Below are 24,181 nucleotides of genomic sequence, written 5' to 3'. Positions count from 1 at the left end.
CTGACGCGACCGGCTTGCCGCCGGTCGGTCAAGACCACCCAATAAAAAAGGAGTTTTGTCGTGAGCGAATTCGAGAACGTCCCGGCGGCGACCAGCGTACCGGCCGACCAGCGCACCATGGCCCTGGCAGCGCACCTGCTGGGCATCTTCACCGGTTTCATCGGCGCCCTGGTCATCTGGCTGATCAACAAGGATGACGCCAGCAAGGCCTTCGTCACCGACCAGTCGAAGGAGGCGCTGAACTTCCAGATCACCGTCGCCATCGCGATGTTCGCCTGCATCATCCTGACCTTCGTGGTCATCGGTGCGTTCCTGGCGCCGATCGTCGGCCTGCTCAGCCTGGTCTTCAGCATCATCGCTGCGGTGAAGGCGAACAACGGTGAAGCCTACCGTTACCCGTTCGCGCTGCGCCTGATCAAGTAAGCGGCAACGATCAACGACGCAGAAAGAAACGCCCGGCAATGCCGGGCGTTTCCGTGTATGGCGCACAGGGCAGCGCCGGGCCATGCACGGCGGACGCTCAGCGTGGCAGATCCATGCCTGCAGTCAGTGATCGCGTTCCACGGCCAGCGTGGCCAGCGCGCGCAGCGCATCGGCTTCTTCGTGATAGCCAGCCAGCGCCTGCTGCATGCGTGCGGACAGTTCGCGAAGCTGCGCCTTGGCGCCGTCCATGCCGAGCAGGGCAGGGAAGGTGCTCTTGTCCTGGGCCTGGTCCTTGCCGGCGGTCTTGCCGAGCTGCTCGGAACTGGCTTCGACATCGAGGATGTCATCGCGGACCTGGAAGGCCAGGCCGAGCGCATCGGCGAAACCGTCGAGCTGGGCCAGCACGGGTTCGGGCGCATCACCGCACAACGCGCCCATGCGCACCGCAGCGCGGATCAGCGCACCGGTCTTCAGCGCATGCATGCGTGTAAGGGCTACCAGCGACTGCTGCTGGCCGGTGGCATCGATGTCCAGCGCCTGGCCGCCGCACATGCCGGCCGCGCCGGAGGCATGGGCCAGGGTCTGCAGGCACGCCACGCGCAATGCCGACGGCAGCGGTGCATCGGCGAGCAGGCCGAACGCACGGGTCTGCAGGGCGTCGCCGGCGAGGATCGCGGTGGCTTCGTCGAAGGCGATGTGGGTGGTGGGCTTGCCACGGCGCAGGGCATCGTCGTCCATCGCCGGCAGGTCGTCGTGCACCAGCGAGTAGGCGTGGATCAGTTCCACCGCCATCGCCGCGGCATCAAGCCTGTCCAGGGGCGCGCCGAGCACCTGGCCGGCGGCATAGACCAGCAAGGGGCGCATGCGCTTGCCGCCACCGAGTACGGAATGGCGCATCGCCTGGTGCAGGCGTTGCGGGGCTTCGGCCGGTGAGGGCAGGGCGGCGTCGAGCTGGCTTTCGATACGGTCGCGCCAGCGCGCGAACAACGCCTCAGCCGTCATGGCTGGGCGGATCGAAGGGTTCGGCGGTTTCGGGCTGGGCCGGATCGCTGAGCAGGCGCACGCGCAGTTCGGCCTGCTCCAGCGCCTGCTGGCACTGGCGGTACAGACCAACACCACGTTCGTAAGCACTGAGCGAGGCTTCCAGGCTCAGCTCGCCGGTTTCCATCTGCTCCACCAGCTGTTCCAGCGATTCGAGCGACTGCTCGAACCGGGCGACCGGGGAGGCGTTTTCGGGGGACTTCTTGGCCATGCGGCAAGTGTGGACGGCGCGCGCGCAAGGGTCAATTCACCAGCCGCCCGGATGCCACTGCAACTGCGCATTGCGTGCCTGCAGCCAGGCCTGCAGCGATGCGGCAATGACTACATCGGCGGCCGCCAGCAGCTGCCCCTGGTCGAACAGCAGGGGCAGCTGTGCACGTCGCCAGGGCGCCAGGTGCTCGCGCTGCAGGCAATCCTTCAACGCGGATGAATGCGTACGGCCGGGGAGCACGATGCGCTCGCCGCCCTGGCGGGCACGCAGGTCCAGCGGGTGTTCGAAGCCGTCCGTGCCGAGCAGGCGCAGCTGGCCGCCGTCGGGCAGCTGCAGCGGCGCGCGGCCGTCCCATGCCGCCTGCCAGTCCTTCGGCAGGACCGGCAGCGCTGCCGGCAGCAGGTAGGCGTGCTGGCGCCACTGGCGGATGGCGTGCTGCTGCCAACGCACCTGCGACTGCCGATCAGCGCCTGCGGCCATCAATTCGTTCTGTACTTGCCGCAGCACATGCGCCGGCAACGGGGCTGCGCCATGGCGGCGCACCCACGCACGCAGCACGCGCGCAGCACGCTCTGGTGCAACCTGGCGCAGCAGCTCCAGCGACAGCATCCGGGGTGCCACTTCCAGGTGAGCGAGCAGTTCGGCGTCTTCTTCATCGAGCAATGCACGGGTCTGCGCGCAATGCGCGGCGCTGCCGGCCAATGCGGCGGCGGCATGCGGCCAGCGCTGGCGCAGCAGTGGCAGTACCCGCAGGCGCAGGAAATTGCGGTCGGCGTGGTCTTCGCCGTTGCTTGGGTCTTCGATCCACTGCAGGCCGTGTGTCGTCGCGTAAGCCTGTAGCGCGCTGCGCGGCACATCGAGCAGTGGCCGCCACAGCCGATGGCCATCGAGGCGGCTGTCAGCGGTCATCGCCGCCAGCCCATCGATGCCCGAACCGCGCAACGCACGCAGCACGAAGGTCTCGGCCTGGTCGTCCTGGTGCTGGGCCAGCGCCAGGGTTTCCCCGGCCTGCAGCTCGGCGCTGAATGCAGCGCGACGTGCCAGCCGGGCGGCCCCTTCGATGCCATGGCCGTCATCACGGCTGACCTGCACGTGGTGCACGGCCAGTTCGATGCCCAGCACCGCGCATTGCTGCTGGCAGTGCCGCACCCAGTCATCAGCCGCCGGTTGCAGGCCATGGTGTACGTGCGTCGCACGCAGCGGCGTGCCGGCCGCCTGTGCTGATCGCCACAGCCAGTGCAGCAGCACGGTCGAGTCCAGGCCGCCGCTGTAGCCGACCAGCAGCGGTGCATCAAGCGGAACGAGGGCGGGGAAGGCGGTCACGGCGGCAAGTATAGGGTGGGTGGGTGAGTCGGCAGGGCTGCGCCCTGCACCCGCCGATGCAAGGGCAACAGCCAAGGCAACAGCGGGCATTCCGTGGGATGGCGGTGCACTGTGGGTTTGCGGGGACGCCGTGAATCCGTCCATGGAGGCTTGGTCGCCGCATCCATGCGGCTCACACCCCGCAAACCCACAGTGCACCGCCTCCGACAGTTGGCCGGTGGCCAGTAGATCCACGCCATGCGTGGATGAAATCTGTCAGATATCGAATGAAATTCTGGGCCATTCCCGTGTCGACCAAGGTCGACACCCACCAAGGGAAGGTCACCCCGTTCCGACAGAGCGCAGGAAACTGTCGAAGGCCGGGCCCACCCCGCCATCCCACGGAATGCCTGCTGTTGCTTTGGCCGTTGCCGTTGCCTGGCGTCGGCGGGTGCAGGGCGCAGCCCTGCCGAAAAACCCTTACTTCACTCGACGACCGGAACGATCGATGCGGAACCACTCGCCGCCTTCCATCGGCGTATGCCCGTCGCCATCGGGCGTGCCGCGGCGGCAGCCGTTGCAGACCTCGGCCACGCCATCCTGGAACGGCCAGGCAAAATCGAAGGTGGCCGCAATCACCTGCTCGAAGGCAGCGTTGAAATAACCCACGCGATCGCCGACGCGGCCGCGGAACAGGCCTTCCTGCAGGGGGTCTGCGCCGTTGTCCCAGGCGATCACCGCCTGGCTGCGGCCGCGACGGTCGACGTAGTGGAAGCCATCGGCGGTCTGTACCAGCGCCAGGCCATCGCCGTCGTAGGGGAGATCCTGCAGGGTCTCCGCGCTGATCTGCGGCTTGTCATCGACGACCTCGCAGCCGGGCAGCATCCACAACCCGTGCTCTTCGGTCATGACCTTGCAGGCCGGGCCCTGCGCCGACGCCCAGGGGCTGGCCAGCACGCCCAGCAGGGCCAGCCAGCGCGCACGGCGGAGGCTCCCCAGAGCAGAGCGTGCCGGCCGCGCCATCACTTGGCCTCGGCCTTGCGTTCGAAGGTGGCCGGTGCCGGCAGTTCCACCGGTACGCCCTTGTCGTCGCAGGTGCCGGCCTGGCACAGGCGATCGCGCAGGGCCGGGGTGGCCTGCACGATCATGTGGTAGATCGCGTTCTGCTCCAGGGTGCCGCGGATCGCCTTGCTGCCCGGGCCGCGTGCCCAGATGCCGACGTCCTCGCCACCATGCGACTCGGACTTCATCGGTACCAGCGCTTCCTGCATGTAATCCGGATGCTCGGTATCGACGTCGTGCAGGTTCGGGCGGCCGTTGGCCGGCTCGAAGCTGCTGGGGTTGTGCGGGTAACGCTTCGGACCGGCGGGTTGCTGGTTGCTGGTGCCGGTATGGCCGGGGCCGTTGGCGTAGCTCAGGGTGGTGTACGGCTGGCCGTTGCCATCCAGCGCGTAGTCGAGCTTGCCGGCGCCGTCTTCGCCACCCTTGTCCTTCACCTTGCCCAGGATCGGATTGCCGCGGGCCGGGTAGCCGACGAAATTCAGGGTGTGCGAATGATCGGCAGTGACGATGATCAGGGTGTCATCGGCCGAGGTCAGCTCGTTGGCCACGCGCACGGCATCGGACAGGGCCACGGTTTCGGTCAGCGCACGGTAGGCGTTGCCGCTGTGGTTGGCGTGGTCGATGCGCGCGCCTTCGATCATCAGCACGTAGCCTTCCTGATGGCGCGACAGGTTCTTGATCGCCGCAGCGGTCAGCTCGGCCAGGCTCGGCTCACCGGCCGGGTCCTGCGGGCGTTCGTATTCGTAGCGCATGTGGTCGGGCTCGAACAGGCCGAGGATCGCCGGAGCGTTGGCGGCGGCCTGCAGCTGCTTGCTGTTCCAGACGTAGGCGCCCTGCGGGTGCGCCTGCTGCCATTCCTGCACCAGGCTGCGGCCGTCCAGGCGCTGGCCGACTTTGTCGTCGTACTCGGGGTCGCGCTCTTCCACGGTGGTGAACTCACCGCGACCACCGCCCAGGGCGACCAGCGGGCCGCGGCCGTAACGCGAGGTCGACAGCAGCTGCTGGGCGATGTCCTTGCAGCCGGCAGCCTTGGCCGCCTCGGTCAGGTCGGTGTCGTTCTCCCAGTTGCGCTCGGGCGAATGCGCATAGGTTGCGGCCGGCGTGGCGTGGGTCAGGCGCGCGGTGGAGACCACGCCAGTGGCCAGGCCGGCGCTGTCGGCCAGCTGCAGCCAGGTCAGCAGGCCCTTGGACAGGCTGTCGGCGCAGTCGGTGCGGCTGCCGGCACTGACGCCGATCGCACCCATGTGGGTCTTCACGCCGGTGGTGATGGCGGTCATGGTGCCGGCCGAATCCGGGGTCTGCGAATCGGTGTTGTAGGTCTTGCTGAACGCGGTGGCGGGGAAGCGCTCCCACGACAGCAGGTTTTCTTCACCCGAGCCACCCTTCTGCTGGCCTTCGTAGATGCGCGAGGCGGCCACGGTGGTCAGGCTCATGCCGTCACCCAGGAACAGGATGACGTTCTTGGCCTTGCCAGCCATCGCGCCGTTCGCCGCTGCCTGCGCAGCGCCGCTGCGGTACCACCACTGCGGGGTTTCACCGGCCGGGTGGGCGACGGGGGCAACGGTGACCTTCAGGCCGGCCGGGGCGGACGCGGGAGCGGTGCTGGCGCAGGCGCCGAGCAGCAGGGTCGTGGCGCAGGCGGCCAACAGGGAGACGGAACGACGCATGGACGCTGGGATCTCACAAAGTGTAACGGGACGTTCATTATGCCCGGCCTCGCAAGGCACGCCGATGACACACTGATTTGCCACGCGGGCGGTCGTTCTGCGGGCCGCCTTGGGCTATCGTGCCAGCATCCCTTCCTACCCCCTTGGATTGCCTATGAAGCTGGTCTCTGCCTGGCTGCGGATTCCATTCTGGCAGCGCGTGGTCGGTGGCTTCGTGCTCGGTGCGCTGGCCGGCTGGGCGCTTGGCCCAGCTGCTGAAACCTGGTTCGGCCCGCTCGGCGAACTGTACGTCACGCTGATCAAGATGATCGCGGTGCCACTGGTGTTCTTCGCGGTCATCAACGCGATCTCTTCGCTGCACGGCCAGAAATCGGTCGCCGCGCTCAGCGGGCGCACGTTCCTGTGGTTCGTGATCACTGCCGCGCTGGCGGTATGCGTGGGCCTGGGCGTGGGTACCGTGCTGCAGCCTGGCGCTGGTGGCCTGCAGCTGTCGATGGCCAGCAACTATGTGCCGCGCGAAGTGCCCAGCGTGGTGCAGGTGCTGCTGGATGTGGTGCCGTCCAACGTGTTCTATGCGCTGTCGGGTATCGGCACCAAGGTCAACGCCGCCGGCGAGACCGTGCTGGCCGCGGGGCGTGGTTCGATCCTGCCGGTGATCTTCTTCGCTGGCCTGGTCGGCTTTGCCATCGTCAAGCTGGGCGAGAAGGTGACCGAGGCGCGCAAGCTGGTCGGGCAGATGAGCGACATCATGATCCAGGTGACCCGCTTCGTGCTGGAAGTCACCCCGATCGGCACCTTCGGCCTGATTGCCGGCTTGGTCGGCAGCTACGGCTTCGAGAAGCTGCTGCCGCTGGGCCACTTCGTGCTGGCGCTGTACGTGGCCTGCGCGCTGCACATCGTGGTGGTGTACAGCGCGCTGCTGCTGGCGCATGGCCTGAACCCGCTGAAGTTCTTCCGTGGCGCGGCGCCGGGCATGCAGGTGGCCTTCGTCAGTTCCTCCAGCTTCGCGGCGATGCCGGTCGCGCTGCGCTCGATCACCCACAACCTGGGCGTGAACAAGGACTACGGTTCGTTCGCGGTGCCGCTGGGCGCGAGCATCAAGATGGACGGCTGCGGTGCGATCTATCCGGCGCTGTGCGCGGTGTTCATCGCCCAGTACAGCGGTGTGCCGCTGACGCCGGAGCAGTACGTGGTGGTGCTGATCGCTTCGGTGCTGGGCAGCTTCGGCACCGCCGGCGTGCCGGGCACGGCGGTGATCATGGCAACGGTGGTGCTGAGTGCGGCCAACCTGCCGCTGGAAACCATCGGTTACCTGTATGCGATCGACCGCATCCTGGACATGATGCGCACGATGACCAACGTGACCGGACAGATGCTGGTGCCGGTGCTGGTGGCCAAGGAAACCGGCCTGCTCGACCAGTCGGTGTACGACAACCCGTCCACCAATGTCGGCATCGATGATCCCGACCCGAGTCCGCCGCGCGCCTGAAGCGGCACTGCAACGGGCTGTATCAGCACCTGTAACACGGCTGATACAGCCCCGATGGCGGCTTGCGCAGTGGTGTTTCCTGCGCGTTAAGGCGAACGGAATCCGAACGAAGTTGTAACACCTTGGCGCCAGGCAGTCCTGGCGCGGCCCGCCATTTCCTGCTGCGACGGGCCTTTCGACGTTGGCACGAAAGCTGCTCTCTCCCTGCGCATAGGCAACGGGAGAGCGGCATGGACGGCAGCACCACCCTTTTCACTGTTTCTGGCCGGCGGCTTGCGCTGCTGCTGGTGCTGGCCGTTCCGCTGGCGGCTGCGGCCTCTGGTGCCCGTCAAGGGGTGAAGGCGCAGCCGGGTGAGATCGTCCTGCTGCGCGACGTGTCTACGCGCCCGGCCTACCGCATGGCGCCGCCCGGCGTGGCGTTGATCGCCGATCCGAAACCGCAGCATGAGATCGCCGCCGCACTCGGCAGCAGCGGCGCTGCCAGCGGCATGGATGAACTCAGCGATGACGACTACGCCGGCCTCGGCGCTGGCCAGACCGGCAGCGTGCACGCGCACGGCGTCACCACTGTCGAGCGGGTGACGCAGCAGGCCCTGGGCGGAACCCTTGGACGCTCGGGCGAGGGGATGATGAGCGGCAGCAGCCTCAGCGGTGCGATGAGCGGCCCGCTGGGGGCGGTCGGCAATACCACGCGCGGCATCGGCGATACCGTGCGTGGCGCACTGTCGCAGTTCCCGCTGGGCGCTCCGGTGCAGGCGGGTGGCAAGTGAAGCGCGCAATGCTGCTGGCGGTCTGGCTGGCATTGCCCGCCACAGCACTGGCCGACGACTACAGCGGGATGCTGGCCTACCTCGACGTGACCCGCATCGACGGTCGCGCGCTGGCCGGTGCCAGTGGTGCCATCGCCATCAACCAGGCGGCGGGCGATCTCAACATCCAGGCCAATCTGCATGGCATGGCCAGCGGCGACCGCGCCGACGTGGCCATCGCTGCGCGCCAGCAGCACAGCAACGACGTCGTGCTTTCGGCACCACTGGAAGCCAGCGCGCACATCGCCGGACAGGCATTGGCAGGCGCCAGCGGCATTGCATCGATCAACCAGGCCAGCGGCATCGCCAACACGACGCTCAACGTCGTCAGCGCGACGCTGGCCCGGCAAGGAATACGCGAGTCCGATGACACGGCGTTGGCCGCCTCGGACATCGCGTCAGCAGGGGGGCAGGGCGATACCGGTGACGGTGTTGCGGCGGGTATCCGCAGTGTCGGCGTTTCGTCGACGGCACTGCGGGGCTTCGACGGTGTCCTGCAACTCAATCAGATCGCGGGAGCGCGAAACGATACGGCCAATGTTCTGGGCCTGGTCGTGCAGGGCAACCCGTGAGTACCACCCACCCGAACCAATCACCTGATGAGAGAGAGGGCACCATGAAAGCGACTGTCAAAAAGACCGTACTCGCCATGGCAATTGCCACTGCCTCGACCGCTGCTGCGGCCAATGGCTGGGACAACCAGAATGCCAATGCGAACATCAACCACAACCATGTCGTGACCGAAACCCGCAACGACACGCACAACCATACCGACAACGAAGTCCGCAACTGGACGCGCACCAACACCACGGTACGCAACAACACCGACACCTCGAACGTGAGCCGCACCCGCACGGTGAACGTCAACGAGCAGGTGCAGAAGAACAGCAACATCCAGGCCGACGAGCGCAAGGAAAAGAACAATCACGGCGTCGACGTGAACCTGGAGAAGGATCTGCGGCTGAGCTCGGACATCAACTTCTCCGGCGATCCGACCATCACCGGTGACATCGACCTGAATTCGGCAGCCATCGCCGTGATCGACAACCGCCAGTCGATCAGCAACAACCTCACCGGCAACAGCCTGGTCACCAACAGTGCATCGATCGCCGATGATGTCGGTGCGGGTGCCTCCGGCAACCTCGGCTTCAACGTGGTGGCCGGCGACAACAACGCGCAGGACAATGCTGCGTCGCTGTCCGCTGCGGATGCTTCCTTCAGCTTCGGCATGGCCGACGCCGAGGTGTTCGTCAACCAGGCCGGCTTCGGCAACACCACCATGAACTCCGGCGTCACCAACGCCGCTGGCCTCGGTGGCAATGCCTTCGGCGGTGCCTCGGGCAACATCGGCGTGAACATCGCCTCGGGCAACAACAACGAGCAGAAGAACGCGCTCGCAGCCTCGGTGGCAACCAGTGCGATGGCACAGTCGAGCATCAGTTCCAACCAGGTGTCCACCGGCAACACCGTGTCCAACGCCGGCTTCGTGCAGTCCTACACCGACACGGTGCAGGTCGGCCTGAGCGGTCGCGTCGCAGGCGGTACCCTGGCCGTGGGTGCCGGTACCTATCGCGGCACCGGCAATGCCTACCAGATGGCCAACTACTACCTCGATTCGTGGAGTGGCGATCTGCCGCATCCGGGTGGCAATGCGACCGGGCACATCGATCTGGACAACGAGATCCAGAATGCAACGATGAACCCGAACCGGCCGGGAGTGGGTGGCCTGGGCTTCGATACGCGTGAAAGCGGCACCAGCCAGTTCGTCGAGCTGGGCGTGGCCGACCTGTATGCCAGCCTCAGCGGCACGGTCAGCACCACCCGCTGGGTGAACGTCAATGCGACCAACACCTCGGCACTGTCCGGCAGCGCCTTCTCCGGCGCGTCCGGCAACATCGGCGTGAACGTGGCCTCGGGTACCGGCAACCTGCAGGCCAACAGCCTGGCACTGGCCGTGGCGCAGCCGAGCACCGGCGGTGGGACCGGCGGCGGCGAGTGATCCACGGTGTGACCGCTTTCGCAGCGAACCTGCGTTGAGCGCAACAAGCCCGGCCATCCGCCAATGGCCGGGTTCCCCCGGGGGCCCCTGTCCCTCCTCCCCCTTGGGGCAGGGGCTCCTTCCTTCTCGTGGAGAACGGCATGGCCGGTCATCGCTGGTGGTTGCGTCTGCTGCCCTGCCTGCTGCTGCTGACCAGCGCATGTGGCTGGGCAGGCGAGGTGGTGTTCAGCGGGGTGCTGCCCAATGGCGCGCTGCTGCAGCAGAAGGTGGAAAGCATGCAGGAGCGGCGTTATCGCAACCTGGTGCGGCAGCACACCGACTACAGCTGCGGGGCGGCCGCTCTGGCCACCATCCTGCGTTATGCCTACCACCTGGACACCACCGAGGCGACGGTGATCGAGGGAATGATGGGAGTATCGGATCCACAGCTGGTCAAGGAACGTGGTTTTTCACTGCTGGACATCAAACGCTATGTCGAATCGCTGGGCATGCGTGGACGCGGTTATCGCATCGACGAATCGCGCCTGCGCACGTTGCGGGTTCCTGGACTGGTGCTGATGGATGTACGCGGCTTCCGGCATTTCGTCGTGCTCAAGCAGGTGCGCGACGGCGTGGTGGAAGTGGCCGATCCGATTCTGGGCAACCGCAGCCTGTCACTGGCCGAGTTCAGTGCCGCCTGGCCGTCACGCGCCGTTTTCGTCGTGATCGGCAGCGACTTCGATCGCAATACGGTGCTGCTGCAACCCAGCGAACGGCCCAGTGCCCGCGCGTTGTATGCGCGGCAGGGACCGATCACCGATGCCGAACTGGTCGACTTCGGCTTCAGCCACGCCGACCTGTTCTGAAGGAGGCACGATCATGCAATGCCAACGTGTAGTACTCGCTCTGCTGCTGATGTTGCCGGTGTCGCCGTTGATGGCGGCCGACGGTGCACCGGGGCGAGGCCTGAAGGAAATACCCGATCCCGAACTGAACCTGATGCGCGGCCGCTACACCGTCGGCGGCAACAACGTGGCCTGGTTCGGGGTGACGATGATTTCGCAGTGGCAGGGACCCAACGGTGCGGTGGTGCAGGGCGCGCTGACCCTGGGCATGGATTTCCGCAATGGCGGCACACCCAGGCTGAGCTTCCAGCCAAGCGTGCAGGTCACCGCCGCTGACGCACCGTTGCCGGCAACGGCAGGGCGCAGCATCGACAGTACCGGCCTGGCCAATGCCAGCGGACTGGTGCAGAGCGTGCAGGTGGCCGGCGATGGCAACACCGCACGCAACGTGACCACCCTGACCGTGCGTGACGGTGCGGTGCCGACCGCACTGGGCGACGACGGCAGCCGCATGGCGCAGGCACAGCAGGGCGGGGCGACTGCCACCGCCATGCTTGATGGCAACCAGGCGCGCCTGCTGCTGCAGGTTGATGGGCAGAGCCTGGTACAGCAGTGGATCCGCAATGGCAGCGTGGGGCAGGGCATTGCCCTGGCCGGCGATGGACAGACCGCCAGCAACCGGCTGCAGCTGGAGCTGGTACGCAATACCGCGGCCAACAACCTGCCCTTGAGCCAGAACGTGGCCCAGGCGATCGGGATGAACCGCGGCATGGGCCCAGGCCAGTAACACGGCCTGGTCGGGGGGAACCGACGTACAACGCAGGTCACCGACATGCACACTCTCTACCGGCTTACTCCGCTGGCGCTGGCGGCGCTGGCGGCCACTGCCTTCGCCCAGCAGCCTGCACCCAGTGATGGCGCAGACATGCAGGCATTGATCGCGCAACTGGAACAGCTCAAGGCCAATTACGCACAGGAGGTACGACGCCTGCGCGAACTGGACATGCAGGTGCAGGCGATGCAGGCGCGGCTGAGTGGTCGCGCAGGCCCCGGTGCGATGCCCGCTGCGCCGTTGGCGCCGGCTGCGGCATCCGCGGTACCGCCCAGCAGCGAAGGCTATGCCAGCAGCGCGGCCGAGGCACAGCAGGCCAAGCAGGAGGCCCGGCGCAGCGTGGATGACGTCAAGCAGCAGCAGGCGGCATTGTTCTCGCGCCGGTTCACCATCGAAAACGGCCTCACCTATGCACGCTACGACCGCAAGCAGCTCACGCTCAACGGGTTCCTCGCCCTGGATGCGATCTTCCTTGGCAACATCGCGATCGAGAACGTCGAATCCGATTCGTTGACCTACAACCTGGCCGCGCGCTGGGGCGTCAGCCCCAACCTCACCTTGAACATGGACGTGCCGTACCTGGCACGGCGCACGGTCTACCAGAAAGGCGGTGCCGGCGGTGCTGCGGCGGCGATCGCGCAGGAAGAAACCAACGGCAGCGGCATCGGCGATGTCAGCCTGAGTGCCAATTACCGGCTGTTCTCTGAACGCGGCTGGCGCCCGGAGACGGTGCTGACCGGTGGCGTTACCGCACCAACGGGCCGCGCACCCTATGGCCTGGACTGGAAAGTAATCGAGCGCGATGACGATGACTACATCCGCTTCGCAGTGCCGCAGGAACAGCCGACCGGCAACGGCGTGTGGCAGGCCAACCTGGGCGTATCGATGGTGAAGACCGCCGATCCGGCCATCCTGTTCGCCAACGCCGGCTACATCCATTCGTTCCCGCGCGGCTTCAGCGATATCGACAGCAACCCGGATACGGTCAACCCCGGCGATGTGAAACTGGGCGGTTCGGTGTACTTCGGTGCCGGCGTGGCATTCGCGTTCAACGAGCGCACCAGCCTGAGCATTTCCTTCAGCGACAAGATCAGCACGCGCGCCTCGACCCGGTTCAAGGGCGGTGAATGGGTGAAGGTGATCGGCAGCGATGCCAATGCGGCCTCGCTCAATCTCGGCGTGACCTACGCGTTGAACCAGCACACCACGCTGGTGACGCTGCTGGGCATCGGCCTGACCCCGGATGCGCCGGACTTCACCCTGGCATTCAAGGTGCCGTACATGTTGTAAGTGCGGCTGCCCGGCATGGCGCGGCGCTGCGCAGCCGCGCTTTGCCGGCGTCGGGCCATGCCCGGCAGTGCAGGTTCCTGCCTTGTCAGCGCTGCGCCGGCAGCTCCAGATGATGCTTGCGGCACAACCGGTATACCGTGACCCGCGAGATCTGCATGTGCCGCGCACACGCCGACACGTTGTAGCCATGCTGGCGCAGGGCCTGCAGCAGTACATCGCGCTCCACCTGGCCACGCGCATCCTGCAGCAGCGCGCGCCGCGCAGGGGCGTCCGGCTCTGCCAGGTCCAGGTCAGCAGCGCTGATCAGCTCGCCTTCGGCCACGATCGCTGCCCGCTGCACGCGGTTCAACAACTCACGTACGTTTCCGGGCCAGTCGAACCCGCGCATGGCCTGGCGTGCGCCGGGATCAAACCCGCGGGCACGGCCGGGATGGCGCTGGCGGAAACCGCGCAGGAAGTGCTCGGCCAACAGCAGGACATCGCTGCCGCGTTCGCGCAGCGCGGGCATCGGCAAGCGCAGGACATTGAGGCGGTAGTACAGGTCCCGGCGGAAGTGTCCCTGGGCCACCGCCTGTTCCAGTTCCACATGGGTGGCTGCCAGCACGCGCACGTCCACGCGCAGCGGCTGGTTGCTGCCGACCCGTTCCAGCGTCCCCTCCTGCAGCACCCGCAGCAGGCTGGTCTGTGCGTCGGCGGGCAGGTCGCCGACTTCATCGAGGAACACGGTGCCGCCGTGGGCACTTTCAAACAGTCCGATGCGGCGTTGGGCGGCACCGGTGAAGGCCCCACGCTCGTGGCCGAACAGTTCAGACTGAACCAGATTGGCAGGGATCGCGCCGCAGTTGATCGCCAGGAACGGTTTGCCGGCGCGCCCGGACAAGGCATGCAGCGCCTGTGCGGCCAGCTCCTTGCCGGTGCCGGTCTCGCCGGTGACCAGCACCGGCAGGTCGACCGGAGCGAATTTATGCAGGGAGGCGCGCACCGACAGCAGGGCGGTGCTGTCGCCGATCAGCGCCGGCAGGTTGCCGGACTCGCTGACCATGTGCGGCAGCGCGTCGTCGCCCTCGGATTGCCGCTGCATTGCCGACAGCAGATCGTGCAGTTCCAGCGGCAGCGCGAACTGGTCGCGGCAGGCGCGCAGCAGCGGCCCCCACGCAGGTGGAGCGCTGCCCAGTCCAGGGGGCAGCACGGCGAGCCAGGGCAGGTGATGGTGCCGCTCGATCCACGGCAGCAGCAACTGCACGGCGTCGGCATCAAGGTGACGCAGATCGACGATGGCCACCAGGTGGTCGCGGCCGCGCAGGCCGATGGCCATGGCAGGGGCAGGGCTGACGCAGCGCAGTTGCCAACCGGCCGCCGCCAGCGCCCCCCGCTCGGCGGCCTGCGGTTGGCCGAACCAGATTGCGCAACGTGATGGAATCTCCAGGCTTGCCGCCATTCCTTTCCCCCAGGCAACACGGGCGGTCCAGCCGGGCACCCGGCGCGCCGCCCCGCGCCGGTATGCTGTGGCCGAACGCGGTCGGCCTGTCGCGGTCACTGCAACCTCGACATCAAGGACCAACGCAGCCAGCGGCGGCCAGCGGCCAGCGGCCCCGGTTACGGCCAGCCGCCCAATGAAAAAGCCGCTGCAGGGCAGCGGCTTTTCAGGCAATGCGCAGATGACCCCGGATCAGAGGTCGACCCGGCGGGCCTGCATGAACTTGTTGCCCCAGTAGCCGGTGAGCAGGGTGTCGACGCGGACGTCCTTGCCGGTGCTCGGGGCGTGCAGGAAGCGGCCATCGCCCACGTAGATGCCGACGTGGTCGACCCGGCCCTTGCGGCCGAAGAACACCAGATCGCCTGCGGCCAGGGCGGCGCGGTCGTTGATCAGTTCGGCATTGGCGTCATGCGCCATTTCGCGCGAGACGCGCGGCAGCTCGATGCCCAGGGCCGAGCGGAACACGTAACCGACCAGGCCACTGCAGTCGAAGCCGCTGTCCGGATTGCTGCCACCCCAACGGTACGGGGTGCCGAGCAGGGTCATGGCCCGGCGCAGCAGCGACTGCACCTTGCCGTTGTCGGCAGCGTTGCCGACCACGACGCTGCCATTGGCGGCGCTGCTGGTGTCGTAATTGGCGAGGAGGCGGCTGAGGTCACCGGCCACCATGGCCGAGCGGTCCATCAGGGGAATGGTGTCATTGGCGGCCAGGTGCGGCAGCAGGGCGGCCAGGGTGGCGCTGGCGGCGGCATCGGCGCGGCTGCGCTGCGGAGCGGTGGCGTCGGCCTTGGCGGCTGCGCGGGGGGCGGTCTCGGCGGTAGCAGCCGGGGTCGCATCGGTACGGGTGGGAGCGGACTGCGACCAGGCGGGAAGGCTGGTCAGACACAATGCCAGGCCCAGCAGAAGCGGGCGGACACTACGCGAAGAAGCGGCGGTCTGGCCTTGGCACGTCGGGTCGTTTGTCGTCACGCGTCGGTCACAAGGAAAAAAACGATGGGGCATCATGCCCTGTAAAAGCAGTAATAAGTTAAAAATTCCGTTAATAAATCGTTAGTTGCGCCGTGATGCTTGTCACAGTTTTGAACATATCGCCTGTTCATTTTAGCGAAGGACGCGTTTCGCCCCTGTGTAGTGGTCCTTCCAATAGGGGCCACTGAGCGAATCCAGGCGCACCGTTCCGCCGGTGCTCGGGGCGTGCACGAATCGACCTTCGCCCACGTAGATACCGACGTGGCTGACACTGCCGCGGCTGCCAAAAAAGACCAGATCGCCGGTTGCCAGGCGCTTCGGGTCGATCTTCGGCCCCTGTACCGCCGCCAGGTCGCGTGAGGTCCGCGGCAGCTTCAGGTCCAGCATTTCACGGTAGACGTAAGCGACCAGGCCGCTGCAGTCGAAGCCGGATTCTGGCGTGTTGCCGCCGTAGCGGTAGGGCGTGCCGACCAGGCTGATGGCGCGCATCAGTACTGAATTGGCGGCCTCGGGGTTGTCCGGCGTGGTGCTGGGCCAGCTTGCCGCAGGCGGCGGCGGTGCGGAACGGACGGCCTTGCCACCGCCGCAGGCGGTCAGCAGCAGGGGCAGGGCCAGCAGCAGGGCGGGCGCGAGGCGCCGGCGCGTGCCGGACGAAACTGGCGTGATGTGCATGTTCTCCGGATAATGCCCGACCTTGGATTGGCCGTCATGATGGCGGCGTCCCCGCTGGGCGACAACCCGCCCCAACCCGTCTGCCTCCGGCAGATCCAGACAGAGTTGCGCATGAAGATCGAAAAAGACCGCGTTGTCCGCTTCCACTACACCGTCTCCGAGGCCGGCCAGGAGCCGATCGAATCGTCCAAGGACCGCGGCGAGCCGCTGGCGATCCTGATCGGCCACGGCAACATCATCCCGGGCCTGGAAAACGCCATGATGGACAAGGAAGCCGGCGCGACCTTCGAGGTCGACGTCAAGGCGGCCGACGCCTACGGCGAGCGCCGTGACGGCCTGTCCCAGCGCGTGCCGAAGAAGCACTTCGGTACCGCCAAGCTGGTCCCGGGCCAGCAGGTCGTGCTGCAGACCAACTTCGGTCCGCGTGCCGTGACCGTGCAGAAGGTCGGCATGAGCGTGGTCGATGTCGACCTGAACCACCCGATGGCCGGCAAGGACCTGCATTTCAACGTCGAGATCGTTGAAGTGCGCGAAGCCGGCAAGGAAGAGATCGAACACGGCCACGTCCACGGCGACGGTGGTCACCAGCACTGATCGCATCGCGATCGTGATGGCAGCAATGGCCCGCTTCGGCGGGCCGTTGCGTATCTGGAACAGGGCGGGGCCATCCATGGCCCGCAGGCCGGCGGCATAATGACGGACCTGCACGCCGGATACCCCGTGAACACCGCTTCCCCTTCCCTGCAACCGGTGGCTTCCGGCGAACGCATCGCCGTGCTGGACATACTGCGTGGCTTCGCCCTGCTGGGCATCCTGCTGATGAACATCGAGGCCCTCAGCGGGCCGCTGGACCTGGCCTTTACGGGCATCGACGTGCGTTGGCAGGGCATCGACTACTGGGCTGATGCGTTCGTCTATGTGTTCGTGCAGGGAAAATTCTTCACCCTGTTCTCGCTGCTGTTCGGAGCGGGCTTTGCGGTGATGGCCCAGCGCGCCGAGGCAGCGGGCCGCCCGTTCACTCCGTTCTACCTGCGCCGCAGCGCCGGGCTGCTGCTGATCGGCCTGTGTCATGCACTGCTGGTCTGGTCGGGTGACATCCTGGTGCTGTATGCGCTGGCCTCGCTGCCGTTGCTGGCCTGCCGCGAAGCACCGCGCAGCTGGCTGCCGTGGATGGGCCTGCTGGTGTATGCACTGGGTGTTGCGCTGATGGTGCTGGTCGGTGCGATGGTGTCGATGGCCCCCCCGCAGGACCTGCAGAAGATGCTGGTCGACGCACAGCAGGACATCGACCTGCAACGCCTGGTGTATGGCCAGGGCGACTGGATGCAGGCCAATGTGCAGCGCCTGCATGAGTTCGGCAGGTCGCTGGGGGCCATGTTCATTGCCGGACCGGAAGTGCTGGGCATGTTCCTGCTGGGCGCCTGGTTTGCTGGCAGCGGCGCACTGACCACGCCGGAGCGTTTTCCGCGGCTGTATGCCGGCCTGCGCTGGGTTGCACTGCCCCTGGGCCTGCTGGTCACCCTGGTGGGTGTGGCGTGGAAGCCCTACCTGGTGCCGGGTGTCTATGACCTGCCGACCACCACGGCAATGGCACTGGTGGCCGTGGGCGGTGTGCCGATGTGCCTGGGCTACCTCGCCTGGATCGTGCATTGGCGCGCGCGCATGGGCTGGCTGGCGCCGGTCGGCCGGATGGCGTTGACCCACTACCTTGCCCAATCGGTGGTCTGCACGCTGCTGTTCCATCACTACGGGCTGGGATGGTTCGACGTGCTGCCGCGGGCCTGGCAGCTGCTGTTGGCACTGCTGCTGTTTGCAGCGCAGGTGATCTTCAGCCATCTGTGGCTGCGCTGTTTCCGCTTTGGTCCGATGGAATGGCTGTGGCGTGCGATGACGTACCGGCAGTGGCCAGCACTGCGCCGTGGGGCCGGGCAGGCGTGATCGATGCCGGCCACGCGCGTTTCGACCTGCGCGGCTGCATGCATCAGCAAGCGTGTCGCGGCCTGCCCTCACGTCTGGCCTGCAGCGGGCCGTGGCATGCTCGCAGCAGCATGAGTGACGGCGCCAACCCGCTGCCTGCCGATCTTCGTTGCGGGCGCTCGCCCGCCATCTTCCCTGTCGACTCGAGCGATTGCGATGAATACTCCCTCTTATGATTACGATCTGATCGTCCTTGGCGGCGGTTCCGCTGGCCTGGCCGGTGCCATCCGCGCTGCGCAGCATGGCAAGCGGGTTGCCCTGCTGGAGCCGGGTGAACTGGGGGGGACCTGCGTGAATGTCGGGTGCGTGCCGAAGAAGGCGATGTGGCTGGCCGCCGATCTGGCCGAGCGCATCGGCCTGGCCAGCGCGATGGGCTTCGACGTGGCGCCGCGTCCGGCGCTGTCATGGAAGGAACTGGTGATCCATCGCCAGGCCTACATCAGCAACATCCACACCAGCTATCACAAGCGCCTGGATGAAACCGGCGTGGTGCGCATCCCGGCCCGCGGCCATCTGCTGGATGCGCACACCGTGGCGTGCAGTGATGGCGTGCGTTACAGCGCTGCGCAGATCCTCATCGCCACCGGCGCCCATCCGCAGCGGCCGGACATTCCCGGCGCCGAACTGGGCCTGGTATCCGACGATTTCTTCGACCTGCGTGCAGCACCGGCCGAGGTCGCCATCATCGGTGGTGGCTACATCGCGGTGGAACTTGCCGGGCTGCTGCAGGCGCTGGGCAGCAAGGTGAGCCTGCTGGTACGTGGCAGCCGCCTGCTGGAGCGCTTCGACTACGAGCTGACCGCGCAGCTGGCCGAGAACCTGCGCCAGCAGGGCGTGCGCATCCACTTCGATTACCGTCTGCGTGAGTTGAAGCGCGACGGCGAACGCGTGCGCGCGTTCGACCATGACGGCCCGATCGACAGCGTGTTCGACGCCGTGTTCTTCGCTACCGGCCGGCGCGGCAACAGCAAGGATCTCGGCCTGGAAGCACTGGGCATCGGCATCGGCGAACACCAGCAGGTGGAGGTGGACGAGTGGCAGACCACGGCGGTGCCAAGCGTGCATGCGGTCGGTGACATCGCAGGCAAGGTCGGCCTGACGCCGGTCGCCGTGGCTGCAGCGCGACGCCTGATGGATCGTCTGTTTGGTGGTCGCCCGGATGCGAAGATGGATTACGACAACGTGGCCAGCGTGGTGTTCTCGCACCCGCCGCTGGGCGCGGTAGGCATGAGCGAGGAAGATGCACGTGCGCGATTCGAGCAGGTGACCGTGTACCACAGCCGGTTCCGGCCGATGCTGCAGGCGCTGGCCAACGGCACCCAGCGCAGCCTGTTCAAGATGGTCTGCGCCGGCCCGGAGGAGCGCGTGGTGGGTGTGCACCTGCTCGGCGAAGCGGCCGACGAGATCCTGCAGGGTTTCGCGGTGGCGGTGAAGATGGGTGCGACCAAGGCCCAGTTCGACGACACGGTGGCGATTCACCCGACGTCTGCTGAAGAAGTGGTGTTGATGCGCTGAGCCGACACTCACGGTAGTGCCGGCCGCTGGCCGGCAACTTCAACCGCAGACACCCCCGCAACCGGACCCACCGCGCCTTCGACAGGTTCCTGCGATCTGCCGGAACTGCGTTATGTGTTGCTGCTGGTGGGTGTCGACCTTGGTCGACACGTAGATCCACGCCATGCGTGGATCAGGAGTGGCAGTGAGCATGAACGGACATCGGATCGTTCGTCCGGAAGTGCCATGAGACAATTGAAGGCAATCCGGCTGCTTCCAGCCGCCCATGCGGCCCGTTTTCTTCCTGATGTCCACTTCTTCCCCCCGTATCGCCACCGCGTCCCCGCGCATCGCTCTGGGCGGCATCGGCCTGGCTGCGATCGGCGCCATTGCCGCCTCGGGCAAGGCGGTCATCGTCAAGCTGGGGCTGCGCCATGGCGTGGACGCGACCACGCTGCTGGCGCTGCGCATGCTGATGGCGCTGCCGCTGTTCGCGCTGATGGCGGTGTGGGCCTCGCGCCGCGCGACGCCGCTGTCGTGGGCCGACCGCGCACGCGTGCTGTGGCTTGGCTTCACCGGCTACTACCTGTCCAGCCTGCTGGATTTCCAGGGCCTGCAGTACATCAGCGTGACGCTGGAACGGTTGATCCTGTACTTGAACCCGACCCTGGTGCTGCTGATCAACGTGCTGTTGGCGCGGCAGCGGCCGGGTCGATGGCAGGTCGGCGCGCTGGTGCTCAGCTATCTCGGCGTGCTGATCGCGTTCGGCCATGACCTGCAGCGCGAGGGTGGGCAGATCATCCTCGGCAGCCTGCTGGTGCTGGGCAGTGCGCTCAGCTATGCGCTCTATCTGTTCGGTAGCGGCCAGGTGGTCGCCCGTATCGGCGCGGTGCGCCTGACCGCCTACGCCAGCTGCGTGGCCAGCGTACTGGTGCTGCTGCATTTCACCATCACCCATCCACTGCCGTTGCTGTGGCAGGCCCCCGCTGCCGTGCAGTGGCTGTCGCTGATCAATGCGACGGTCTGCACCGTGCTGCCGGTGCTGGCGATCATGCTGGCGGTGCAGCGCGTCGGCTCGTCGCTGGCTGCGCAGGTGGGTATGCTGGGCCCGGTTTCCACCATCGTGATGAGCCTATGGCTGCTCGACGAACCGATGGGGCCGGCGCAGATCGCCGGCACCGTGCTGGTCCTGATCGGCGTGCTGCTGGTGACGCGGCTGCGCCGCTGACGCCGGAGCAGGCGCGTGCCCGCATCCTGGCGGTGATCCATGCGATCCCGCCAGGGCAGGTGATGGGCTACGGCCAGGTCGCGATGCGCGCCGGCCTGCCCGGACGCGCCCGGCTGACCGCACGCATCCTCGGCCAGAATGACGATCCCTCGCTGCCCTGGCACCGGGTGCTGCGCTCGGATGGGCGCATCGCCATGGCTGAAGGTTCGGCCGGCTGGCGCGAACAATCGCAGCGGCTGCGTGCCGAGGGTGTCATCGTCGAAAACGGCCGGGTGCGGATGCCCGCGACCGACCCGGCGGCGGCGCTGGATGCGGCCGTATGGGGGCCGGGCTGATCGCTGCCTGCGACTGAACGGGCGACCGTCCGCTCTGGTCAAAAAGGGCCGGTGCTGCGGCTATGATGGAGGCCGTTCCATGCCGGTGTCCCCATGTTCCCGCGACTGCCAACCGTCACCAAGGCCCTGTTGATCGCCAACGCGATCCTGTTCCTGCTGCAGCAGCCGTTCCTGCTCGGCATGCAGACCTTCGAGCCGTTCATGCTGCAGCCGCTGCAGCAGGGGTTCGATGCGTTCTCGCCAGGCGGCAATTTCCAGCCCTGGCAGCTGCTGACCTACGGCTTCCTGCATGGCAGTTTCTTCCATCTGTTCTTCAACATGCTGGCCGTCTTCATGTTCGGCGCGCCGCTGGAACAGACCTGGGGTGAGAAGCGCTTCCTGACCTACTACCTGGTGTGCGTGGTCGGCGCCGGCCTGTGCCAGTTGCTGGTCGGTACGATGCTCGACAATCCGGCCACGGTGCTGGGCGCGTCCGGTGGTGTGTTCGGCCTGCTGCTGGCCTACGGCATGCTGTTCCCCAACCAGCGGGTGATGCTGCTGTTCCCGCCGATTCCGATGAAGGCGCGTACGTTCGTGATCCTGTTCGGCGTGGGCGAGCTGGTGCTGGGCATGACCGGCTGGCAGCCGGGCGTGGCCCATTTCGCGCACCTGGGCGGCATGCTGTTCGGCTGGCTGCTGATCCGCTACTGGCGTGGCCAACCGCCGTTCAACAAGCGTCGTCCGCCCGGCCCGCCAAAGCGCCCGAACCATCTGCGCAGCGTGAAGTGAGGCGCAGGTGGGTGCCAACCTTGGTTGGCACGCCATGATGCCGGTAGATGCCAACCTTGGTTGGCACACCTTGACGCCGGTAGATGCCAACCTTGGTTGGCACACCTTGACGCCGGTAGATGCCAACCTTGGTTGGCACGCATTTCATGCATCGGCCAGCACCACCTGTGCCGCGTTGTGCCCGGGCGCGCCGGTCACGCCACCGCCGGGATGGGTACCCGCACCGCACAGGTACAGGCCGGGCAGGGCGCCGCGATAGCCGGCCTGGCCGACCATCGGCCGCGCCGAGAACAGCTGGTTGGCGCTGAGCGCACCGTGGAAGATGTCGCCACCGATCAGCCCGAACGTCCGCTCCAGATCCAAGGGTGACAGTGCCTGTCGACCAAGCACGCTGTCGGCGAAGCCGGGGGCGAAGTGATCGACGGTAGCGATCATCAGGTCGGCGACGGTATCGCGATGATCATCCCAGTGACGGCCATCGGGCAGCTCCGGCGCCACGTGCTGGCAGAACAGGCTGGCTACATGCTGCCCGGGTGGCGCCAGCGAATCATCCAGCGTGCTCGGAATCAGCATCTCCACGATCGGCTCGCGCGACCAGCCCTCGCGACGTGCGTCCAGCCAGGCACGGTCCATGTAATCCAGGCTGGGCGCCATGATGATGCCGGCACTGAGGTGATCGCCGGGGCCCGGCAGGGCACGGAAATCCGGCAGCCGCGACAGCGCCACGTTCATCCGGAATGTGCCCGAGCCGCAGCGCCAGTTCGCCATGCGCTCACGGGTGGTGACGGGAACCTGGGCGGGCTGCAGCAGTTGTTCGTACAGCAGCTTCGGGTTGACGTTGGCCACCACGGCACGTGCGCGCAGGCTCTCGCCGCCGGACAGCGCGACGCCGACCACGCGCCCGTCCTCAACCAGCAGGCGCTGCACGCCGGCATCGACGCGCAGCTCGGCGCCGGCCGCACGCGCGGACGCGGCGATGGCCTGGCTGATCGCGCCCATGCCACCGATGGCGTGGCCCCACGCGCCCTTGACCCCGTTGCACTGGCCGAACACGTGATGCAGCAGTACGTACGCGCTGCCTGGCGTGTACGGGCTGGCGTAGTTGCCGACAATGCCATCGAAACCAAACAGGGCCTTGATCGGCTCGCTTTCGAACCAGCGATCCAGGTACTCGGCGGCCGACAGCGTGAACAGGTCCAGCAGTTCCTGGCGCAGTGCAGGGTCGAGTGCGGCCAGCTCCCGTCCCAACCGGCCCATCTGCCACAACGCCGGCAACGCACGCCAGCCGGCCATCACCCCGAGGTCGGGCGGCGGACGCAGCGCCCAGTCGCGCAGCACATCGGCAAATACTTCCAGGCGCGCTTCATAGGCGGGCAGCGCCTGCGCATCACGTTCGGAGAACTTCGCCACCTCGGCCTGGGAGCGGCCAGGTGCGGACAGCAGGTAGCGGCCATCAGGCAATGGCAGGAAGTTGTTGGCTGGCCGCGCGACGATGCGCAGCCCGTGCGCATGCAGCTGCAGCTCCTCGATCACCTTCGGCTGCAGCAGCGACACCGTGTACGAGGCCACCGAGTTGCGGAAGCCCGGGTGGAACTCCTCGGTGACAGCTGCACCGCCAAGGATGCCGCGACGCTCCAGCACCAGCACCCGTTGCCCCGCGCGCGCCAGATACGCCGCGCACACCAGCCCGTTGTGGCCGCCGCCAACGATGATCGTGTCCAACGTCGTCATGCGTTGCGGATCGCCGCTTCGATGGTGGCGATGTCGATCTTTTTCATCGGCATCATCGCGTTGAAGGCGCGCTTGGCCAGGGCCTTGTCCTTGCTGGTCACCGCGTCGATCAGCATGCGCGGGCTGATCTGCCAGGACACGCTCCAGCGATCCTTGCACCAGCCGCATTGGCTTTCCTGGCCACCGTTGCCGACGATGGCATTCCACAGGCGATCGGTTTCGGCCTGGTCCTCGGTGGAAATCTGGAACGAGAACGCTTCGCTGTGCTTGAAGGTCGGGCCGCCATTGAGGCCGACGCAGGGAATGCCGCAGACCGTGAATTCGACGGTGAGGACATCCCCCTGTTTGCCGTCGGGGAAGTCGCCGGGCGCGTGATGCACGGCGGTTACTTCGCTGTCGGGAAAGGTCTTTGCGTAGAACGTGGCGGCCTCGAGCGCGCCGTTGTCATACCAGACGCAGATCGTGTTCTTGTGAGCCATGGCGGGGCTCCGCAGTGGACGAAGGCGCAGCGATAGCATGGGCGGTGTTAACGCCGGATCGTGCTGCACTGCGGGAGCTGCCGACACCGCGCTACCATGGCC

24 protein-coding genes are annotated in these 24,181 nt (G+C 66.8%); 14 read left to right on the top strand and 10 right to left on the bottom strand.

The window, feature by feature from the left end; all coding sequences use genetic code 11:
• Nucleotides 1-60: 60 nt before the first annotated feature.
• The gene (locus LMF57_RS14325; protein ID WP_089236364.1) at nucleotides 61-423 is read left to right on the top strand and encodes a DUF4870 domain-containing protein; all 363 of its coding nucleotides are present in this window, start codon (nucleotides 61-63) and stop codon (nucleotides 421-423) included.
• Between the two features lie 123 nt (nucleotides 424-546).
• Here LMF57_RS14325 and LMF57_RS14320 read toward each other — a convergent pair whose 3' ends face one another.
• From LMF57_RS14320 to LMF57_RS14300, 5 genes are all read right to left on the bottom strand, one after another.
• Nucleotides 547-1,425 carry a farnesyl diphosphate synthase gene (locus LMF57_RS14320; protein ID WP_229290081.1) on the bottom strand — a complete coding sequence of 293 codons (879 nt, stop codon included), beginning with the start codon at nucleotides 1,423-1,425 and terminating at the stop codon, nucleotides 547-549.
• Nucleotides 1,415-1,675, bottom strand: coding sequence for an exodeoxyribonuclease VII small subunit (locus LMF57_RS14315; protein ID WP_229290080.1), 261 nt, complete (start codon nucleotides 1,673-1,675; stop codon nucleotides 1,415-1,417). Before LMF57_RS14315 ends, LMF57_RS14320 begins: the two co-directional genes overlap by 11 nt.
• Before the next feature lie 36 nt (nucleotides 1,676-1,711).
• Nucleotides 1,712-2,998 carry a tRNA lysidine(34) synthetase TilS gene (gene tilS, locus LMF57_RS14310; protein WP_229290079.1) on the bottom strand — a complete coding sequence of 429 codons (1,287 nt, stop codon included), beginning with the start codon at nucleotides 2,996-2,998 and terminating at the stop codon, nucleotides 1,712-1,714.
• 459 nt (nucleotides 2,999-3,457) lie between these two features.
• The gene (locus LMF57_RS14305) at nucleotides 3,458-4,003 is read right to left on the bottom strand and encodes a WG repeat-containing protein (RefSeq protein WP_099843223.1); all 546 of its coding nucleotides are present in this window, start codon (nucleotides 4,001-4,003) and stop codon (nucleotides 3,458-3,460) included.
• On the bottom strand, nucleotides 4,000-5,706 hold the full coding sequence (locus LMF57_RS14300; protein ID WP_093820692.1) for an alkaline phosphatase: 1,707 nt from the start codon (nucleotides 5,704-5,706) through the stop codon (nucleotides 4,000-4,002). Before LMF57_RS14300 ends, LMF57_RS14305 begins: the two co-directional genes overlap by 4 nt.
• 154 nt (nucleotides 5,707-5,860) lie before the next feature.
• On the opposite strand from LMF57_RS14300, the gene LMF57_RS14295 reads away from it, so the two are divergent.
• From LMF57_RS14295 to LMF57_RS14265, 7 genes are all read left to right on the top strand, one after another.
• Nucleotides 5,861-7,195 (top strand): dicarboxylate/amino acid:cation symporter, encoded by a 1,335-nt coding sequence (locus LMF57_RS14295; RefSeq protein WP_117310959.1) that lies wholly within the window; start codon nucleotides 5,861-5,863, stop codon nucleotides 7,193-7,195.
• A 230-nt stretch (nucleotides 7,196-7,425) separates the two neighbouring features.
• Nucleotides 7,426-7,965 (top strand): hypothetical protein, encoded by a 540-nt coding sequence (locus tag LMF57_RS14290; protein ID WP_117310958.1) that lies wholly within the window; start codon nucleotides 7,426-7,428, stop codon nucleotides 7,963-7,965.
• 8 nt (nucleotides 7,966-7,973) lie between these two features.
• The gene (locus LMF57_RS14285; protein WP_229290078.1) at nucleotides 7,974-8,576 is read left to right on the top strand and encodes a hypothetical protein; all 603 of its coding nucleotides are present in this window, start codon (nucleotides 7,974-7,976) and stop codon (nucleotides 8,574-8,576) included.
• Between the two features lie 44 nt (nucleotides 8,577-8,620).
• Nucleotides 8,621-10,003 (top strand): adhesin, encoded by a 1,383-nt coding sequence (locus tag LMF57_RS14280; protein WP_229290077.1) that lies wholly within the window; start codon nucleotides 8,621-8,623, stop codon nucleotides 10,001-10,003.
• A gap of 140 nt (nucleotides 10,004-10,143) precedes the next feature.
• Complete coding sequence (locus tag LMF57_RS14275) at nucleotides 10,144-10,848, top strand: C39 family peptidase (protein WP_025876073.1); 705 nt, start codon at nucleotides 10,144-10,146, stop codon at nucleotides 10,846-10,848.
• Between the two features lie 13 nt (nucleotides 10,849-10,861).
• The gene (locus tag LMF57_RS14270; RefSeq protein WP_117310957.1) at nucleotides 10,862-11,614 is read left to right on the top strand and encodes a hypothetical protein; all 753 of its coding nucleotides are present in this window, start codon (nucleotides 10,862-10,864) and stop codon (nucleotides 11,612-11,614) included.
• Nucleotides 11,615-11,659: 45 nt separating this feature from the next.
• Nucleotides 11,660-12,949, top strand: a complete 1,290-nt coding sequence (locus tag LMF57_RS14265) for a transporter (protein ID WP_229290076.1) — start codon at nucleotides 11,660-11,662, stop codon at nucleotides 12,947-12,949.
• Between the two features lie 85 nt (nucleotides 12,950-13,034).
• Here LMF57_RS14265 and LMF57_RS14260 read toward each other — a convergent pair whose 3' ends face one another.
• The 3 genes from LMF57_RS14260 to LMF57_RS14250 all read right to left on the bottom strand — a co-directional run bounded on the left by LMF57_RS14260 (nucleotide 13,035) and on the right by LMF57_RS14250 (nucleotide 16,067).
• The gene (locus tag LMF57_RS14260; RefSeq protein ID WP_117310956.1) at nucleotides 13,035-14,387 is read right to left on the bottom strand and encodes a sigma 54-interacting transcriptional regulator; all 1,353 of its coding nucleotides are present in this window, start codon (nucleotides 14,385-14,387) and stop codon (nucleotides 13,035-13,037) included.
• A 231-nt stretch (nucleotides 14,388-14,618) separates the two neighbouring features.
• Nucleotides 14,619-15,395, bottom strand: a complete 777-nt coding sequence (locus LMF57_RS14255) for a C40 family peptidase (RefSeq protein ID WP_033831682.1) — start codon at nucleotides 15,393-15,395, stop codon at nucleotides 14,619-14,621.
• Nucleotides 15,396-15,527: 132 nt separating this feature from the next.
• Complete coding sequence (locus LMF57_RS14250) at nucleotides 15,528-16,067, bottom strand: C40 family peptidase (protein ID WP_049466242.1); 540 nt, start codon at nucleotides 16,065-16,067, stop codon at nucleotides 15,528-15,530.
• A gap of 111 nt (nucleotides 16,068-16,178) precedes the next feature.
• On the opposite strand from LMF57_RS14250, the gene LMF57_RS14245 reads away from it, so the two are divergent.
• The 6 genes from LMF57_RS14245 (at nucleotide 16,179) to LMF57_RS14220 (ending at nucleotide 21,869) form a co-directional block, all read left to right on the top strand.
• Nucleotides 16,179-16,661: a peptidylprolyl isomerase gene (locus tag LMF57_RS14245; protein WP_049466263.1), complete on the top strand. Its 483-nt coding sequence runs from the start codon at nucleotides 16,179-16,181 to the stop codon at nucleotides 16,659-16,661.
• 99 nt (nucleotides 16,662-16,760) lie between these two features.
• Complete coding sequence (locus LMF57_RS14240) at nucleotides 16,761-18,005, top strand: DUF418 domain-containing protein (protein ID WP_117310955.1); 1,245 nt, start codon at nucleotides 16,761-16,763, stop codon at nucleotides 18,003-18,005.
• 195 nt (nucleotides 18,006-18,200) lie between these two features.
• Nucleotides 18,201-19,559, top strand: a complete 1,359-nt coding sequence (gorA, locus tag LMF57_RS14235; protein ID WP_229290075.1) for a glutathione-disulfide reductase — start codon at nucleotides 18,201-18,203, stop codon at nucleotides 19,557-19,559.
• A gap of 286 nt (nucleotides 19,560-19,845) precedes the next feature.
• Nucleotides 19,846-20,766: a DMT family transporter gene (locus LMF57_RS14230; protein WP_117311942.1), complete on the top strand. Its 921-nt coding sequence runs from the start codon at nucleotides 19,846-19,848 to the stop codon at nucleotides 20,764-20,766.
• The gene (locus tag LMF57_RS14225; RefSeq protein ID WP_223486363.1) at nucleotides 20,763-21,101 is read left to right on the top strand and encodes an MGMT family protein; all 339 of its coding nucleotides are present in this window, start codon (nucleotides 20,763-20,765) and stop codon (nucleotides 21,099-21,101) included. Before LMF57_RS14230 ends, LMF57_RS14225 begins: the two co-directional genes overlap by 4 nt.
• Nucleotides 21,102-21,194: 93 nt before the next feature.
• Nucleotides 21,195-21,869, top strand: a complete 675-nt coding sequence (locus LMF57_RS14220) for a rhomboid family intramembrane serine protease (RefSeq protein WP_025876091.1) — start codon at nucleotides 21,195-21,197, stop codon at nucleotides 21,867-21,869.
• A 144-nt stretch (nucleotides 21,870-22,013) separates the two neighbouring features.
• On the opposite strand, the gene LMF57_RS14215 is transcribed toward LMF57_RS14220, so the two are convergent.
• Together LMF57_RS14215 and LMF57_RS14210 are read right to left on the bottom strand one after the other, a co-directional pair.
• A complete protein-coding gene (locus LMF57_RS14215) occupies nucleotides 22,014-23,600 on the bottom strand; it encodes an NAD(P)/FAD-dependent oxidoreductase (protein ID WP_117310954.1) in 1,587 nt (528 codons plus the stop codon).
• Nucleotides 23,597-24,079: a VOC family protein gene (locus LMF57_RS14210; RefSeq protein ID WP_229290074.1), complete on the bottom strand. Its 483-nt coding sequence runs from the start codon at nucleotides 24,077-24,079 to the stop codon at nucleotides 23,597-23,599. Before LMF57_RS14210 ends, LMF57_RS14215 begins: the two co-directional genes overlap by 4 nt.
• Between the last annotated feature and the right edge of the window lie 102 nt (nucleotides 24,080-24,181).

Origin of the sequence: Stenotrophomonas sp. SI-NJAU-1 (assembly GCF_020883215.1) — a bacterium.
In the GTDB taxonomy this organism is placed as follows: domain Bacteria; phylum Pseudomonadota; class Gammaproteobacteria; order Xanthomonadales; family Xanthomonadaceae; genus Stenotrophomonas; species Stenotrophomonas indicatrix.
Note: the sequence above shows the minus strand (reverse complement) of the source record. Positions and strands in the feature narration are given on the sequence as shown.